Source organism: Streptomyces sp. NPDC001070, assembly GCF_053598835.1.
On record NZ_JBSFLB010000025.1, the window covers coordinates 143,765 to 159,537 of the forward strand.

A 15,773-nucleotide genomic window follows, 5' to 3' on the forward strand; every position below is an offset into this window, starting at 1 on the left:
TGGGGGCATGGCCGACCCCTCCAGCTACCGCCCCAAGCCGGGACAGATCCCGGACTCCCCCGGGGTGTACAAGTTCCGGGACCAGCACGGCCGGGTGATCTACGTCGGGAAGGCGAAGAGCCTGCGCCAGCGGCTCTCCTCGTACTTCCAGGACCTCGCGAACCTGCACCAGCGCACCCGCACGATGGTCACCACCGCCGCCTCCGTGGAATGGACGGTGGTGACCACCGAGGTCGAGGCGCTTCAGCTGGAGTACTCCTGGATCAAGGAGTTCGACCCGCGCTTCAACGTCAAGTACCGGGACGACAAGAGCTATCCCTCGCTCGCCGTCACCCTGAACGAGGAGTTCCCCCGCGTCCAGGTCATGCGCGGCCCCAAGCGCAAGGGCGTGCGTTACTTCGGCCCCTACGCCCACGCCTGGGCGATCCGCGAGACGGTGGATCTGCTGCTGCGGGTCTTCCCCGTGCGCACCTGCTCCTCCGGGGTGTTCAAGCGCTCCGCGCAGATCGGCCGCCCCTGCCTGCTGGGCTACATCGGCAAGTGCTCGGCGCCCTGCGTCGGCCGGGTCAGCGCCGAGGAGCACCGCGAACTGGCCGACGATTTCTGCGACTTCATGGCCGGCCGCACGGGCACCTACCTGCGCCGCCTGGAGCAGCAGATGAAGGACGCGGCCGCCGAGATGGAGTACGAGAAGGCCGCCCGGCTCCGTGACGACATCGAGGCGCTCAGGCGCGCCATGGAGAAGAACGCCGTCGTCCTCGCCGACGCCACCGACGCCGACCTGATCGCCGTCGCCGAGGACGAGCTCGAGGCCGCCGTCCAGATCTTCCACGTCCGCGGCGGCCGGGTGCGCGGCCAGCGCGGCTGGGTCACCGACCGGGTCGAGGAGATCGGCACCGCCGAGCTCGTCGAGCACGCCCTGCAGCAGCTGTACGGCGAGGAGCGGGGCGACGCGGTGCCCAAGGAGGTCCTGGTGCCCGCCCTGCCCGAGCCGTACGAGCCGGTCCAGCAGTGGCTCACCGAGCGCCGCGGCTCCCAGGTCAGCCTGCGGATACCGCAGCGCGGCGACAAGAAGGGCCTGATGGCCACCGTGCAGCGCAACGCCCAGCAGGCGCTGGCGCTGCACAAGACCAGGCGTGCCTCCGACCTCACCACGCGCTCCCGCGCGCTGGAGGAGATCGCCGAGGCGCTGGACCTGGACTCGGCGCCGCTGCGCATCGAGTGCTTCGACATCTCCCACCTCCAGGGCGAGGACGTCGTCGCCTCGATGGTGGTCTTCGAGGACGGACTGGCCCGCAAGAGCGAGTACCGCCGCTTCCAGATCAAGAGCTTCGCCGGCCAGGACGACGTCCGGTCGATGCACGAGGTGGTCTCCCGGCGCTTCCGGCGCTATCTGCTGGAGAAGCAGAAGACCGGCGAGTGGGTCGACGGGGACGGCGACGGCGCCGAGGAGGCCGTGGGCGGCGAGGTCGCCGGCGGCCCCATCGACCCCGACACCGGCAGGCCGCGCAAGTTCGCCTACCCGCCGCAGCTGGTCGTCGTCGACGGAGGCCAGCCGCAGGTCGCCGCCGCCAAGCGGGCCCTCGAGGAGCTGGGCGTCGAGGACGTCGCCGTCTGCGGCCTGGCCAAGCGCCTGGAGGAGGTCTGGCTGCCCGGCGAGGACGACCCGGTGATCCTCCCGCGTACCAGCGAGGGCCTGTACCTGCTGCAGCGGGTCCGTGACGAGGCCCACCGCTTCGCCATCGCGTACCAGCGCAACAAGCGCTCCAAGTCGATGAAGGCGGGTGCCCTGGACTCGGTGCCGGGCCTCGGCGAGAGCCGCCGGCAGGCGCTGCTCAAGCACTTCGGCTCGCTCAAGCGGCTCCGCGCGGCGACCGTCGAGCAGATCTGCGAGGTCCCCGGGGTCGGCCGGCGCACCGCCGAGGCCGTGCTCGCCGCGCTGGCCGGGGCCGCCCCGGCCGGACCCGCGGTGAACACCGCCACAGGAGAGATCATTGAGGAAGAGGGGACGGCCGGTCCCGTGACCGTCCCCACGGAACGGGGGAACAGCTCATGAACGCGAACGACGGAGGCGGAGCACAGGTGACAACCGGCGGAGCGGGCGAGGCGGCCGAGGCCATCCCCGAACTCGTGATCATCTCGGGCATGTCCGGTGCCGGCCGCAGTCACGCGGCCAAGTGCCTGGAGGACCTCGGCTGGTTCGTCGTGGACAACCTGCCGCCCGCCCTCATCCCCACCATGGTCGACCTCGGCGCCCGCTCCCAGGGCAACGTGGCACGGATCGCCGTGGTCGTGGACGTCCGCGGCCGGCGTTTCTTCGACAACCTCCGCGAGTCCCTCGCGGACCTGGACTCCAAGGGCGTCAAGCGCCGGGTGCTCTTCCTGGAGGCCTCCGACGAGACGCTGGTGCGCCGTTTCGAGTCCGTACGCCGCCCGCACCCCCTGCAGGGCGACGGCCGCATCGTCGACGGCATCGCCAAGGAGCGGGAGCTGCTGAGCGAGCTGCGCGGCGACGCCGATCTGGTGATCGACACCTCCAGCCTCAACGTCCACGAGCTGCGCGCCAAGATGGACGCCCAGTTCGCCGGCGAGGAGGAGCCCGAGCTGCGGGCCACCGTGATGTCCTTCGGCTTCAAGTACGGCCTCCCCGTCGACGCCGACCTGGTCGCGGACTGCCGCTTCCTGCCCAACCCGCACTGGGTGCCGGAGCTGCGGCCGTACACCGGGCTCAACGACGAGGTCGCGACGTACGTCTTCAACCAGCCCGGCGCCAAGGAGTTCCTGGACCGCTACGCCGAGTTGCTGCACATCGTCAACGCCGGCTACCGCCGTGAGGGCAAGCGCTACGTGACGATCGCCGTCGGCTGCACCGGCGGCAAGCACCGCAGCGTCGCCATGTCCGAGCGGCTCGCCGCCCGGCTGTCCGCCGACGGCGTGGAGACGGTGGTCGTCCACCGGGACATGGGGCGCGAGTGATCAGGACGACTCGGCGCTTGCGCCGGTCGGCGGGGCGCAGTGGGGCCGCGCCCAAGGTTGTGGCACTGGGAGGCGGGCACGGGCTGTCCGCTTCCCTCTCCGCCCTGCGCCGCATCACCCAGGACCTGACCGCGGTGGTCACGGTCGCCGACGACGGCGGCTCCAGCGGCCGTCTGCGGCAGGAGATGGGGGTGCTGCCGCCCGGCGATCTGCGCAAGGCGCTGGCCGCGCTGTGCGGCGACGACGAGTGGGGCCGCACCTGGTCCCAGGTCGTCCAGCACCGCTTCGTCAGCCAGGGCGAGCTGCACGGGCACGCGGTGGGCAACCTGCTGATCGTGGCGCTCTGGGAGCAGCTCGGCGACCCCGTGGCGGCCCTGGAGTGGGTGGGCCGGCTGCTCGGCGCCCACGGCAGGGTGCTGCCGATGTCGGCGGTGCCGCTGGAGCTGACCGCGACGGTTCGCGGGCACGACCCGGAGAAGCCCGACGAGGTCTCGACCGTGCACGGCCAGGCCACCGTCGCCCTCACCCCCGGTGAGGTGCAGGAGGTGCAACTGGTGCCGCACGACCCGCCGGCCGTCCCCGAGGCCGTGCAGTCCGTGCTGGACGCGGACTGGGTGGTGCTCGGCCCCGGTTCCTGGTTCTCCTCCGTGATGCCGCACCTGCTGGTGCCCGATCTGGTGTCCGCGCTGATGGAGACCAGGGCCCGCAAGGTGCTCGCGCTGAACCTCGCACCGCAACCGGGTGAGACCGAGGGGTTTTCTCCGCAGCGTCACTTGGAGGTTTTGGCCCGACACGCCCCTAAACTCACCATCGACGTGGTGCTGGCCGACGAGGCCGCCGTACTCGACCGCGACAGCCTCATACAGGCAGCCGAGCGATTGTCGGGCACGGTGGAGCTGGCCCGGGTCGCCGCCCCCGACGGGCCGCGGCACGACCCGGAACTGCTGGCGGCCGCGTTCGACCGGATTTTTCGTATGCGTGGAAGGATCGGCCCATGGCGATGACGGCAGCGGTGAAGGACGAGATCTCCCGGCTCCCCGTCACCCGTACCTGCTGCCGCAAGGCGGAGGTCTCGGCGATCCTGAGGTTCGCGGGGGGCCTGCACCTGGTCAGCGGACGCATCGTGATCGAGGCGGAGCTGGACACCGGCATCGCCGCCCGCAGGCTGCGCAAGGACATCCTGGAGATCTTCGGGCACTCCTCCGACCTGGTGGTCATGGCGCCCGGCGGGCTGCGCCGCGGCAGCCGGTACGTGGTGCGGGTGGTCGCCGGCGGCGACCAGCTGGCGCGCCAGACCGGCCTCGTCGACGGCCGCGGCCGCCCCATCCGCGGACTTCCGCCGCAGGTCGTCTCCGGGGCCACCTGCGACGCCGAGGCGGCGTGGCGCGGGGCGTTCCTCGCCCACGGCTCGCTCACCGAGCCGGGCCGCTCCTCGTCGCTGGAGGTCACCTGCCCCGGACCCGAGGCGGCGCTCGCCCTGGTCGGTGCCGCCCGCCGGCTGCAGATCGCCGCCAAGGCGCGCGAGGTCCGGAACGTCGACCGCGTGGTCGTCCGTGACGGTGATGCCATCGGCGCGCTGTTGACGCGGCTGGGCGCCCACGAGTCCGTACTCGCCTGGGAGGAGCGCCGGATGCGGCGCGAGGTGCGTGCCACCGCCAACCGGCTGGCCAACTTCGACGACGCGAACCTGCGCCGCTCGGCCCGCGCGGCGGTCGCCGCGGGTGCGCGCGTGCAGCGGGCGCTGGAGATCCTCGGCGACGACGTGCCCGAGCACCTCGCCGCCGCCGGGCGGCTGCGCATGGACCACAAGCAGGCCTCGTTGGAGGAGCTGGGCTCGCTCGCCGAGCCGCCGCTCACCAAGGACGCGGTGGCGGGCCGGATCCGGCGCCTGCTGGCGATGGCCGACAAGCGGGCCTCGGATCTGGGCATCCCGGGCACCGAGTCCAACCTGACCGAGGAAATGGTGGGCTGAGCCCGCGCGGGCGGCCCGCCCTGTCCGGTTACCGTTCCGTACGGCGGGCACCCGTGGCGCCGATGTCACCGCGGGGTGCCGGGGGAGGTAGGGTCGTCCTTGGTCGGGGACATCCCATAACGTCGCAGCCGGAGCGAAACGGCTTCCGGCACACCAGCGAGGAGATCGGTTCGTGACGATCCGCGTAGGCATCAACGGCTTTGGTCGCATCGGTCGCAACTTCTTCCGTGCCGCCCTGGAGCAGGGTGCGGACATCGAGATCGTGGCTGTCAACGACCTGGGTGACACGGCCACCACCGCCCACCTGCTCAAGTACGACACGATCCTCGGCCGCCTGAAGGCCGAGGTGTCCCACACCGCCGACTCCATCACCGTCGACGGCCACACCATCAAGGTGCTGTCCGAGCGCAACCCCGCCGACATCCCGTGGGGCGAGCTCGGCGTCGACATCGTGGTCGAGTCCACCGGCATCTTCACCAAGGCCGCGGACGCCAAGAAGCACCTGGACGGCGGGGCCAAGAAGGTCATCATCTCGGCGCCGGCCTCCGACGAGGACATCACCATCGTGATGGGCGTCAACAACGACAAGTACGACGCCGCCAAGCACAACATCATCTCCAACGCGTCCTGCACCACCAACTGCGTGGCGCCGATGGCCAAGGTCCTCGACGAGAACTTCGGCATCGTCAAGGGTCTGATGACCACCGTGCACGCGTACACCAACGACCAGCGCATCCTGGACTTCCCGCACAAGGACCTGCGCCGCGCCCGTGCCGCCGCGGAGAACATCATCCCGACCTCGACGGGTGCCGCGAAGGCCACCGCCCTGGTCCTGCCGCAGCTCAAGGGCAAGCTGGACGGCATCGCCATGCGCGTCCCGGTCCCGACCGGCTCCGTGACCGACCTGGTCATCGAGCTCGAGCGCGAGGTCACCAAGGACGAGGTCAACGCCGCCTTCCAGAAGGCCGCCGAGGGCCAGCTCAAGGGCATCCTGGAGTACACCGAGGACCCGATCGTCTCCTCGGACATCGTCAACTGGCCGGCCTCCTGCACCTTCGACTCGTCCCTGACGATGGCCCAGGGCAAGCAGGTCAAGGTCATCGGCTGGTACGACAACGAGTGGGGCTACTCCAACCGCCTCGTCGACCTGACCGTCTTCGTCGGCGGCCAGCTCTGACGCCGGCTCGACAGTCCGCCATGCGATGAGGGCAGGGTCCGAACGACGCACCGTCGTCCGGGCCCTGTCCCATGACGTAGCGATCCGACCAGGCAGGACCAAGGCAGGAGAGCCTTCACCATGAAGACGATCGACGAACTCATCGCCGATGGGGTCGGCGGCAAGCGCGTGTTCGTGCGCGCCGACCTCAATGTGCCGCTGTCCGGCACCACCATCACCGACGACGGCCGCATCCGCGCCGTCGTGCCGACCATCGCCAAGCTGGCCGAGGCCGGCGCCAAGGTGATCGTCGCCTCCCACCTGGGCCGCCCCAAGGGCGCGCCCGACCCGCAGTTCTCGCTCGCTCCCGTCGCGACGCGCCTGGGCGAACTCCTCGGCACGCAGGTGGCCTTCGCGACCGACACGGTCGGCGACAGCGCCCGCGACGCGGTGGACGGCCTCACCGACGGCTCGGTGGCGCTGCTGGAGAACCTGCGCTTCAACGCCGGCGAGACCAGCAAGGACGACGCCGAGCGCGGCGCCTTCGCCGACCAGTTGGCCGCGCTGGCCGAGTTGTACGTCGGCGACGGCTTCGGCGCGGTGCACCGCAAGCACGCCTCCGTCTACGACCTGCCGGCCCGGCTGCCGCACGCCGCGGGCCTGCTGATCGCGGCCGAGGTCGCCGTGCTGAAGAAGCTCACCGAGGACGTGTCCCGTCCGTACGCGGTGGTGCTCGGCGGCGCGAAGGTCTCCGACAAGCTGGGGGTCATCGACCACCTGCTGGAGCGGGCCGACCGGATCCTCATCGGCGGCGGCATGGCCTATACCTTCCTCAAGGCCCAGGGCCACGAGGTGGGCAAGAGCCTGCTCCAGGAGGACCAGATCCCCGCGGTCACGGAGTACCTGGAGCGCGCGAAGGCCAAGGGCGTGGAGTTCGTCCTGCCCGTGGACGTCGTCGCCGCCCCGGACTTCCCCGACCTGAAGAACCCGGTCGCCACCAACCCGGTCGTGGTCGGCGCCGACGCCATCCCGGCCGACCTGGAGGGCCTGGACATCGGTCCGGAGTCCCGCAAGCTCTTCGCCTCGAAGCTCGCCGACGCGGCCACCGTCTTCTGGAACGGCCCGATGGGCGTCTTCGAGCACCCCGACTACGCCGAGGGCACCCGCGCGGTCGCCCAGGCACTCATCGACAGCCCCGCGTTCACCGTGGTCGGCGGCGGCGACTCGGCCGCGGCCGTCCGTATCCTGGGCTTCGACGAGACCGCTTTCGGCCACATCTCGACCGGTGGTGGCGCGAGCCTCGAATACCTCGAGGGCAAGACGCTCCCCGGCCTCGCCGCACTGGAGGACTGACCGATGACCGCGCGCACGCCGATCATGGCGGGCAACTGGAAGATGAACCTCAACCACCTCGAGGCCATCGCCCACGTACAGAAGCTCGCCTTCGCGCTGAACGAGAAGGACTACGACGCCGTCGAGGTCGTCGTCCTGCCGCCCTTCACCGACCTGCGGTCCGTGCAGACCCTGGTCGAGGGCGACAAGCTGGGGATCAAGTACGGGGCGCAGGACCTGTCGGCCCACGACTCCGGCGCCTACACCGGTGAGATCTCCGGCTCGATGCTGGCCAAGCTCAAGTGCTCGTACGTGGTCATCGGCCACTCCGAGCGCCGCCAGTACCACAACGAGACCGATGAGCTCGTCAACGCCAAGGTCAAGGCCGCGTTTCGCCACGAGCTGACCCCGATCGTCTGCGTCGGCGAGGCCCTGGACGTCCGCAAGGCCGGCCGGCAGGTCCCGCACACCCTCGCCCAGGTCGACGGTGCCCTGAAGGACATCCCGGCCGAGCAGGCCGAGACCCTGGTCATCGCCTACGAGCCGGTGTGGGCCATCGGCACCGGCGAGGTCGCCACCCCCGAGGACGCCCAGGAGGTCTGCGGGGCGATCCGCGGCCGCCTGGCGGAGCTGTACGGCCAGGAGGCGGCCGACAAGATCCGCATCCAGTACGGCGGCTCGGTCAAGCCGGGCAACGTCGCGGCGATCATGGCGCAGCCGGACGTGGACGGCGCCCTGGTCGGCGGGGCGTGCCTGCTCTCGGAGGACTTCACCAAGATCATCCGCTTCCGCGACCAGTAAGTTTCGCGGCAGTAGGCTGTCGGGCCCTGCCCGAAGTACTCTGTCGGGGGTCGGAGCGCTGCCCAGCAGCGGCCCGGCCCCCGCGTCGTCCTAGGTCACCGAGAGAGTTGGTCCAGCTGTGGTCATCGGGTTCTCCATCGCCCTCATCATCTTCAGCCTGCTGCTGTTGCTGCTCGTGCTGATGCACAAGGGCAAGGGTGGCGGTCTGTCCGACATGTTCGGCGGCGGCATGCAGTCGTCCGTCGGCGGTTCCTCGGTGGCCGAGCGCAACCTCGACCGGATCACCGTTGTCATCGGTCTGCTGTGGTTTGCCTGCATTGTCGCCCTTGGGCTTCTGCTGAAGTTCCAGAAGTGACCGAGTCCCTGGGTTCCGGGGAGAACTGACGCCTCGTCGCCGGCGCGACTTATCATGGAAGCGCGTCATGGGATACGGTGCCCTTTCCCCGCAGGCGCGGGGGTGAACCGGTCTCCGTAAACTGGGCGACCTCGCAGCACCATCACGCAGGGAGTTACGACCGTGGCAAGTGGCAACGCGATCCGTGGCAGTCGGGTCGGGGCGGGGCCGATGGGAGAGGCCGAGCGGGGCGAGTCCGCGCCGCGCCTCCGCATCTCCTTCTGGTGCTCCAACGGGCACGAGACCCGGCCGAGTTTCGCGAGCGACGCGCAGATCCCGGAGACCTGGGACTGCCCGCGCTGCGGCTTCCCGGCCGGACAGGACGAGGAGAACCCGCCGGCGCCGCCGCGCACCGAGCCGTACAAGACGCACCTGGCGTACGTGCGGGAGCGGCGCAGCGCGGCCGACGGCGAGGCGATCCTCGCCGAGGCGCTCGCCAAGCTCCGCGGCGAGATCTGAGCCGTACCGGCAGATGTTCCACGGGCCCGGCCCGCGAGGAAGACCCTTCTTTCGCGGACCGGGCCCGTCGCGTCCCTTCGACTGTGCGTAACCAAAACGTATACTCCGTGTCGTGTCTCTGGTGATCGGCATCGATGCGGGCGGAACCCGGACGCGCGCCTACCTGGCCGAGGCGGCGCCCGAGGGCGCTGTGCTCGGCGAGGGCGAAGGCGGGCCCGGCAACGCGATGACCGCCGAACGGGTGGCCCTGACGCAGCACCTGGCGGACGCCATCCGCGGCGCGGTCCCCGAGGACCGCAGGGGCGAGATCACGGCCGTGGTGGGCGGCTTCGCCGGTGCCGCGCTCGACACCGGCCCCGAGGCGGGCCGGCGGCTCGCCACTTCCTGTCTGCGGGCGGCGCTCGACAGTCATGGCATCGGCGTGCTCGACGTGACGGTCTGCGGCGACATCGAGGTCGCCTTCGCCTCCGCGCCCGGTGTGCCCGCGGACGGGCTGGCCCTGGTCGCCGGGACGGGGGCGGTCGCGGCGCGGATCGAGAAACGCCACCAGACCCTCGTCGCGGACGGCAACGGCTGGCTGATCGGCGACGAGGGCAGCGGTTTCTGGCTGGGGCGTGAGGTCATGCGGGCCGCCCTGCGCGCGCTGGACGGGCGCGGGCCGTGGACGATCCTCGTCGAGGGCGTGCTGTCCCACTACATGGGCTCGCCCGGAGGGCCGTACCTGGCCCAGGAGCGCCCCGGCGGCAACGAGTGCCATGTGCTGCGCAACCGTCTGGTACCCATGGTCTACGCCGAACCGCCGGTCAGGCTTGCCCGGTTGAGCCCGCTCGCCGTCGCCGCCGACCGGGACGGGGACGAGGTCGCCGGAGCGCTGCTGGACGACGCCGCCGACGAACTGGCCGCCACCGTCGCCGCACTCGACCCGCGCCCCGGTGAACCGCTGGTCGTCACCGGCGGGCTGCTGGGGCCGACGGGGCCGCTGCTGGGCCGTGTCGTGGCCCGGGCGGAGGAGATGGACCTGCACGTCCAGCCGGTGCGCGACGGCGGCGCCGGCGCGCTGGCACTGGCCCGGCTGCGCGCGAGCGGGGACTGACCGGGGTCCGGGCGGAGTCCGAGCGGGGCGGTGCGGGTGGCCCCGACAGCGGGTCCCCGCCGGGGGATTGACGTGGACTAGACCTCTCGTCCATCGTTTCGGAGGAGCATCCACCGGATCACTGGACTCAGGGGGAATCGGCCATGGCCGACGACGTGACGACCACCGCTGCCCGGTTCGCCGACGAGGCCCGGACGGTCATCGACCGCGTGGTCGCCGCCAACAAGGACTCCGTGGCCGCCGCGGCCCGGCTGCTCGCCGACTGCGTCGCCGCGGACGGCGTCGTCCAGGCCTTCGGTACCGGCCACTCGCAGGCCACGGCGCTGGAGATCGCGGGACGCGCCGGTGGACTGATCCCCACCAACCGCATCGGATTGTCCGACCTGGTGCTCCGCGGCGGCGAGGAGCTCCCGGTGCTCTCCGACCCGCTGCTTGAGCGGTCGCCGGGGCTCGGCAAGCGCCTGTACGAACTGGCCGCCCCGCATCCGCGGGACGTCTTCGTCGTCATCTCCAACTCCGGCGTCAACAACTCCATCGTCGACTTCGCCCTGCACGTGAAGGACGCCGGCCACCCGCTGATCGCCCTCACCTCGCTGCAGCACACCCGCTCCGTCCCGGCCCTGCACTCCAGTGGCAAGCGCCTCGCCGACCTCGCCGACGTCGTGCTGGACAACGGCGCGCCGACCGGCGACGCCCTGCTCCCGCTGCCCGACGGCGGTTCGCTGTGCGGGATCTCCACCATCACCTCCGCCCTGCTGGTCCAGATGACCGTCGCCGAGGCCGTCGGCCTGATGACGGCCGAGGGCCACCAGGCGCCGGTCTACGTCTCCGCCAACGTCCCCGGCGGCTTCGAGCGCAACCTCGTCCTGGAGCGCCACTACGGGGAGCGACTGCATCGCGGAGGCTTCTGAACTGCGGCGACGCGGCGTTGTCAGTGGCCCCCGCTACGGTCTGTCACAAAAGGCCGAGGAGCGACAGCGGGGGGATCCATGAGCGTTGAGACCGTGCGCGAGGAGGAACGCGCGCCCGCGTGGCGGGGCGGGTTCGGGCGGTTGTGGACGGCCGCGGCGGTGTCGCGCTTCGGTGACGGGCTGCGCGGGGCAGCGCTGCCGCTGCTGGCCGTGGGCCTGACGGGCTCGCCGCTGCTGGTCTCGCTGGTCACCGCCGCCGGGTTCGTGCCGTGGATCCTGTTCGGACTGCTCGGCGGCGCCGTGGCCGACCGGGTGGACCAGCGGCGCGCCATGTGGGCCGTGGACGCGCTGCGAGGGGCGCTCATGGGCGCCTTCGCGCTCGCGGTGTGGCTGGATCAGGCGGGCATCGGGCTGCTGCTCGTGCTGGCGTTCACCCTGACCACGCTGCAGACCCTCTTCGACAACGCCGCGACCGCCCTTCTGCCGGTGGTCGTCCCCTCCGGTGCACTGGGCCGCGCCAACGCCCGGCTGATGACCGGTCAGACCATAGCCGGGACCTTCCTGGCGGCCCCGCTGGTGCCCTTGTTGTCCGGCCTCGCGGTCGCCCTGCCGTTCGGGGTGGACGCCCTCACGTACGCGGCCGCCGCGGCGCTGGTGGCCTCCCTCAGGCTGCCGGCGCCGGAACGCGGCGCGCGGGCGGCGGGCCGCACCCTGCGGCAGGACATCGCCGAAGGCATGCGCGTGCTGTGGCGGGACCGTGTGCTGCGGGCGCTGTGCGCGGCGAACACCGTGGTGAACATAGGCATCGGCGCCCTCGTGGCGACCCTCGTCCTCCAGGTGACGGGCTGGCTGCACGCCGGGCGCACGGGATACGCCGTCGTGCTGGTCGCGTACGGGGTGGGCAGCGTCGCCGGAGGAGCGGCCGCGGGACGGCTCTCCGCGCTGCTGGGCGGCCGCGGCAGGAGCCTCGCGCCGGGCCTGGCCCTCCAGGCCGGCTGCCTGGTCCTGGTGGGCACCGTGCGCTCCCTGCCGGTGACCGCCGCCGCTCTGGCCGTCTTCGGCGCCCTCGGCATGGTGTGGAACGTCAACGAGACCACCCTGATGCAGCAGCGCACGCCCGAGAAGTTGCTGGGCCGGGTCAGCGCGGCGATGCGCACCCTGGGCGTCGCAGGGACACCGCTCGGCGCCCTGCTGGGCGGCGCCGCCGCCGGGACCCTGGGACTGAACACCCCGCCGCTGCTCGCGGCCGCCCTGCTGGGCTGCGCGTTGCCGGCTCTTCTCCCGATCGTCACCACGCCGGACACCGGACGTGAAACAACGACGTGCAAGTAATCAACTAGTTTGGACCTGCAGCAGGAGGACGAGGAGAAGTGGACTGATGTCCGATACCAACACGCAGGGCCGAACCCGTCTCGACCAGCGGCCCGAGTGGCACGCGCTCGCCAAGCACCATGAGGAGCTGGGCGCGACCCACCTGCGGGAGCTGTTCGCCGCCGACCCGGACCGCGCCCGGCGGTACACCGTGCAGGTCGGCGATCTCCATCTGGACTACTCCAAGCACCTGGTGACCGACGAGACGCTGCGTCTGCTGCGCGACCTCGCGGCGGCCACCGGCGTCGCCGAGCTGCGGGACGCCATGTTCCGCGGCGAGAAGATCAACGTCACCGAGGACCGCGCCGTGCTGCACACGGCGCTCAGGGCCCCGCTGTCGGCGGACATCGAGGTCGACGGCGTCAATGTGGTGCCCGGGGTCCACCATGTGCTCACCCGGATGGGGAGCTTCGCCCACTCCGTCCGCACGGGCAAGTGGGTCGGCTCGACCGGACGCCGCATCAAGAACGTGGTGAACATCGGCATCGGCGGTTCCGACCTGGGACCGGCGATGGCCTACGAGGTGCTGCGCGCGTACACCGACCGCTCGCTCACCTTCCGCTTCGTGTCCAATGTCGACGGCGCCGACCTCCACGAGGCCGTCCACGACCTGGACCCGGCGGAGACGCTCTTCATCGTGGCGTCCAAGACCTTCACCACCGTCGAGACCATCACCAACGCCACCTCGGCGCGCGAGTGGCTGCTCAACGGGCTCGGCGGTGACGAGTCGGCGGTCCGCTTCCACTTCGTGGCGGTGTCCACGAACGCGGCGGAGGTCTCCAAGTTCGGCATCGACACCGACAACATGTTCGAGTTCTGGGACTGGGTAGGCGGCCGCTACTCCTACCCGTCCGCCATCGGGCTCTCGCTGATGATCGCCATCGGCGAGGAGCAGTTCCGGGAGATGCTGGCCGGCTTCCACCTCGTGGACGAGCACTTCCGCACCGCCCCCGCGGAGGCCAACGCGCCGCTGCTGATGGGCCTGCTGGGCGTCTGGTACGGCCAGTTCTTCGACGCGCAGGCGCACGCGGTCCTGCCGTACAGCCACTACCTGTCGAAGTTCACGGCCTATCTGCAGCAGCTCGACATGGAGTCCAACGGCAAGTACGTGGACCGCCACGGAAGGCCCGTCAGCTGGCAGACCGGCCCGGTCGTGTGGGGCACGCCCGGCACCAACGGGCAGCACGCCTACTACCAGCTGCTGCACCAGGGCACGAAGTTCATCCCGGCGGACTTCATCGGCTTCGCCAACCCGGTCGCGGACCTGGAGGCGGGCTTCGCCGCCCAGCACGACCTGCTGATGGCCAATTTCTTCGCCCAGACCCAGGCGCTGGCCTTCGGCAAGACCAGCGAGGAGGTCCGGGCCGAGGGCGTTCCGGAGGAGCAGGTCCCGCACCGCACCTTCCGCGGCAACCGCCCGACGACGACGATCCTCGCCAAGGAGCTGACCCCGTCCGTGCTGGGCCAGCTCGTGGCGCTGTACGAGCACAAGGTCTTCGTCCAGGGCGCGATCTGGGACATCGACTCCTTCGACCAGTGGGGCGTCGAGCTGGGCAAGGTCCTCGCCAAGCGCGTGGAGCCCGCCCTGACCGAGGGCGCGGAGGTGCCCGGTCTGGACGCGTCCACCCAGGCCCTCGTGGCCGGTTACCGGTCGCTGCGCGGCCGCTGAGACGCGAACGCCGGGCGGGCTCACAAGGAGCCCGCCCGGCGTTTCCCGTTGCTTCCCGCCGCTTCCCCGCCGGTTACGGCGTCACGGAGAGGACGGCGGATAGAGCTGGGGGGGCAGCTTCGCTGCGGCCGTACGGTCGAGCAGCCACAGCGTGCGGGCCCGACCGTGGGCACCCGCCGCCGGGGCCTGGATCTCGCCGGGCCCGGACAGCGCGATCGCCACGGCTCCCGCCTTGTCCTCGCCCGCCGCCAGCAGCCAGACCTCGCGGGCGGCACGGATGGCGGGCAGGGTGAGCGAGATCCGCGTCGGCGGCGGCTTGGGGGAGCCGTGCACGCCAACGACCGTGCGCTCGGTCTCACGGACACCCGGGTGCCCGGGGAAGAGCGAGGCCACGTGAGTGTCCGGTCCCACCCCGAGCATCAGCACGTCGAAGGAGGGCACCGGTCCGTGGTCCTCGGGCCCCGCCGCCCGCGCCAGTTCCTGTGCGTAGGCGTCGGCGGCCGCGTCCGCGTCGTTGCCGAGCGGCCCGTCCGAGGCGGGCATCGAGTGCACCCGCGCAGGGTCGACCGGCACCGCGTCGAGCAGGGCCGCACGGGCCTGCGTGTCATTGCGCTCCGGATCGCCCGAGGGCAGGAAGCGCTCGTCGCCCCACCACAGATCCAGCCGCGCCCAGTCCACCGCGTCCCTGGCCGGGGAACCGGCCAGGGCGGCGAGCAGGGCGTTGCCGTTGCGGCCACCGGTCAGCACGACCGAGGCGGAGCCGCGGGCGGCCTGGGCGTCCACGATCTTCGTGATCAGCCGGGCCGCCGCGGCCTGCGCCATCAGTTCCTTGTCCCGGTGGACCACCACCTGGGGTGCGGTCACGTGGCGGCCGCCTTCTTGCCCGTGCCGCCGTTCTGCCCGGGCCCCGCCGCCGCGGCGGCCGGCTCGGCGGCCGCGTCCTCGGCCCGCAGCAACTGGTCCACGCCGAACTTGACCGCGGCCGCGTACGCCTCGTCGGGGTCGAGCCGGCGCAGTTCCTCGGCGATCAGGTCCGAGGTCGCCCGCCGCTGCAGCGCCACATGACGGTCCGGCTGGCCCGGGATGGCCAGCTCGGCCAGCGACCCGGTCGGCCGGTCCAGGCAGATCTCCCCGTCCGCGGTCGCCAGCCGTACGGCGGTGATGCCGGGGCCGTCGGAGATCTTCCGCTTGACCGTCACACCGAGCCGGCGGGCGAGCCACAGCCCGAGCAGCTCCGTGCTCGGGTTGTACGCCTCGCCCTCGACGACGACGCCCTTGACCGCGGCCTGCTTCTGGTCCAGGGCCGCGGCCAGCACGCTGCGCCACGGGGTGATCCGGGTCCAGGCGAGGTCGGTGTCGCCGGGGGTGTACGCCTCGGCGCGCAGCCCCAGCGCGGCGACCGGGTCCTCGGTGGCCGCCGCGTCGGTGATCCGGCGCGCCGCCAGCTGGCCGAGCAGGTCCTCGGCGGGGTTCGCCGGGGCGTCCTCCGGCCACCACACCACGACCGGGGCGTCGGGCAGCAGCAGCGGCAGCACGACGCTCTCGGCGTGGTCGGCGAGTTCGCCGTGGAGGCGGAGCAGCACGGTCTCGCCGGTGCCGGACTCGCCGCCCACGCGCACCTCGGCGTCGAGGCGGGCGC

15 protein-coding genes are annotated in these 15,773 nt (G+C 71.7%); 13 read left to right on the top strand and 2 right to left on the bottom strand.

All coding sequences use genetic code 11. From position 1 onward, the window contains the following. Positions 1-7: 7 nt before the first annotated feature. From uvrC to pgi, 13 genes are all read left to right on the top strand, one after another. Positions 8-2,056 carry an excinuclease ABC subunit UvrC gene (gene uvrC, locus ACWDAS_RS28255; protein ID WP_450396393.1) on the top strand — a complete coding sequence of 683 codons (2,049 nt, stop codon included), beginning with the start codon at positions 8-10 and terminating at the stop codon, positions 2,054-2,056. Further along, the gene (gene rapZ / locus ACWDAS_RS28260) at positions 2,053-2,976 is read left to right on the top strand and encodes an RNase adapter RapZ (protein ID WP_018557246.1); all 924 of its coding nucleotides are present in this window, start codon (positions 2,053-2,055) and stop codon (positions 2,974-2,976) included. The genes uvrC and rapZ overlap by 4 nt, the downstream gene beginning before the upstream one ends. Next, a complete protein-coding gene (locus tag ACWDAS_RS28265) occupies positions 2,973-3,980 on the top strand; it encodes a gluconeogenesis factor YvcK family protein (RefSeq protein WP_450396396.1) in 1,008 nt (335 codons plus the stop codon). Before rapZ ends, ACWDAS_RS28265 begins: the two co-directional genes overlap by 4 nt. After that, entirely contained in the window at positions 3,971-4,948 is a 978-nt protein-coding gene (gene whiA, locus ACWDAS_RS28270) for a DNA-binding protein WhiA (RefSeq protein WP_319136625.1), read from the top strand. The genes ACWDAS_RS28265 and whiA overlap by 10 nt, the downstream gene beginning before the upstream one ends. 172 nt (positions 4,949-5,120) lie before the next feature. Continuing rightward, a complete protein-coding gene (gene gap, locus ACWDAS_RS28275; RefSeq protein ID WP_450396400.1) occupies positions 5,121-6,125 on the top strand; it encodes a type I glyceraldehyde-3-phosphate dehydrogenase in 1,005 nt (334 codons plus the stop codon). Between the two features lie 120 nt (positions 6,126-6,245). After that, positions 6,246-7,457: a phosphoglycerate kinase gene (locus tag ACWDAS_RS28280; RefSeq protein WP_450396403.1), complete on the top strand. Its 1,212-nt coding sequence runs from the start codon at positions 6,246-6,248 to the stop codon at positions 7,455-7,457. Positions 7,458-7,460: 3 nt separating this feature from the next. Further along, a complete protein-coding gene (tpiA, locus tag ACWDAS_RS28285) occupies positions 7,461-8,237 on the top strand; it encodes a triose-phosphate isomerase (RefSeq protein ID WP_450396406.1) in 777 nt (258 codons plus the stop codon). A 118-nt stretch (positions 8,238-8,355) separates the two neighbouring features. Beyond that, positions 8,356-8,592 (top strand): preprotein translocase subunit SecG, encoded by a 237-nt coding sequence (gene secG / locus ACWDAS_RS28290; RefSeq protein ID WP_018557252.1) that lies wholly within the window; start codon positions 8,356-8,358, stop codon positions 8,590-8,592. A gap of 162 nt (positions 8,593-8,754) precedes the next feature. Next, positions 8,755-9,090, top strand: a complete 336-nt coding sequence (locus ACWDAS_RS28295; protein ID WP_361803309.1) for an RNA polymerase-binding protein RbpA — start codon at positions 8,755-8,757, stop codon at positions 9,088-9,090. 112 nt (positions 9,091-9,202) lie between these two features. Next, the gene (locus ACWDAS_RS28300; RefSeq protein WP_450396410.1) at positions 9,203-10,183 is read left to right on the top strand and encodes an N-acetylglucosamine kinase; all 981 of its coding nucleotides are present in this window, start codon (positions 9,203-9,205) and stop codon (positions 10,181-10,183) included. Positions 10,184-10,326: 143 nt separating this feature from the next. After that, on the top strand, positions 10,327-11,094 hold the full coding sequence (locus ACWDAS_RS28305; protein WP_450396413.1) for a sugar isomerase domain-containing protein: 768 nt from the start codon (positions 10,327-10,329) through the stop codon (positions 11,092-11,094). A 78-nt stretch (positions 11,095-11,172) separates the two neighbouring features. Beyond that, positions 11,173-12,426, top strand: a complete 1,254-nt coding sequence (locus ACWDAS_RS28310) for an MFS transporter (RefSeq protein WP_450396416.1) — start codon at positions 11,173-11,175, stop codon at positions 12,424-12,426. Positions 12,427-12,472: 46 nt separating this feature from the next. Next, on the top strand, positions 12,473-14,134 hold the full coding sequence (gene pgi, locus ACWDAS_RS28315; RefSeq protein WP_450396418.1) for a glucose-6-phosphate isomerase: 1,662 nt from the start codon (positions 12,473-12,475) through the stop codon (positions 14,132-14,134). Positions 14,135-14,215: 81 nt separating this feature from the next. On the opposite strand, the gene pgl is transcribed toward pgi, so the two are convergent. Together pgl and ACWDAS_RS28325 are read right to left on the bottom strand one after the other, a co-directional pair. Next, entirely contained in the window at positions 14,216-14,998 is a 783-nt protein-coding gene (gene pgl / locus ACWDAS_RS28320; RefSeq protein ID WP_450396421.1) for a 6-phosphogluconolactonase, read from the bottom strand. After that, positions 14,995-15,773 (bottom strand): glucose-6-phosphate dehydrogenase assembly protein OpcA (locus tag ACWDAS_RS28325; RefSeq protein ID WP_450396423.1); only part of this gene is annotated, 779 nt, incomplete at its 5' end. The genes pgl and ACWDAS_RS28325, both read right to left, overlap by 4 nt.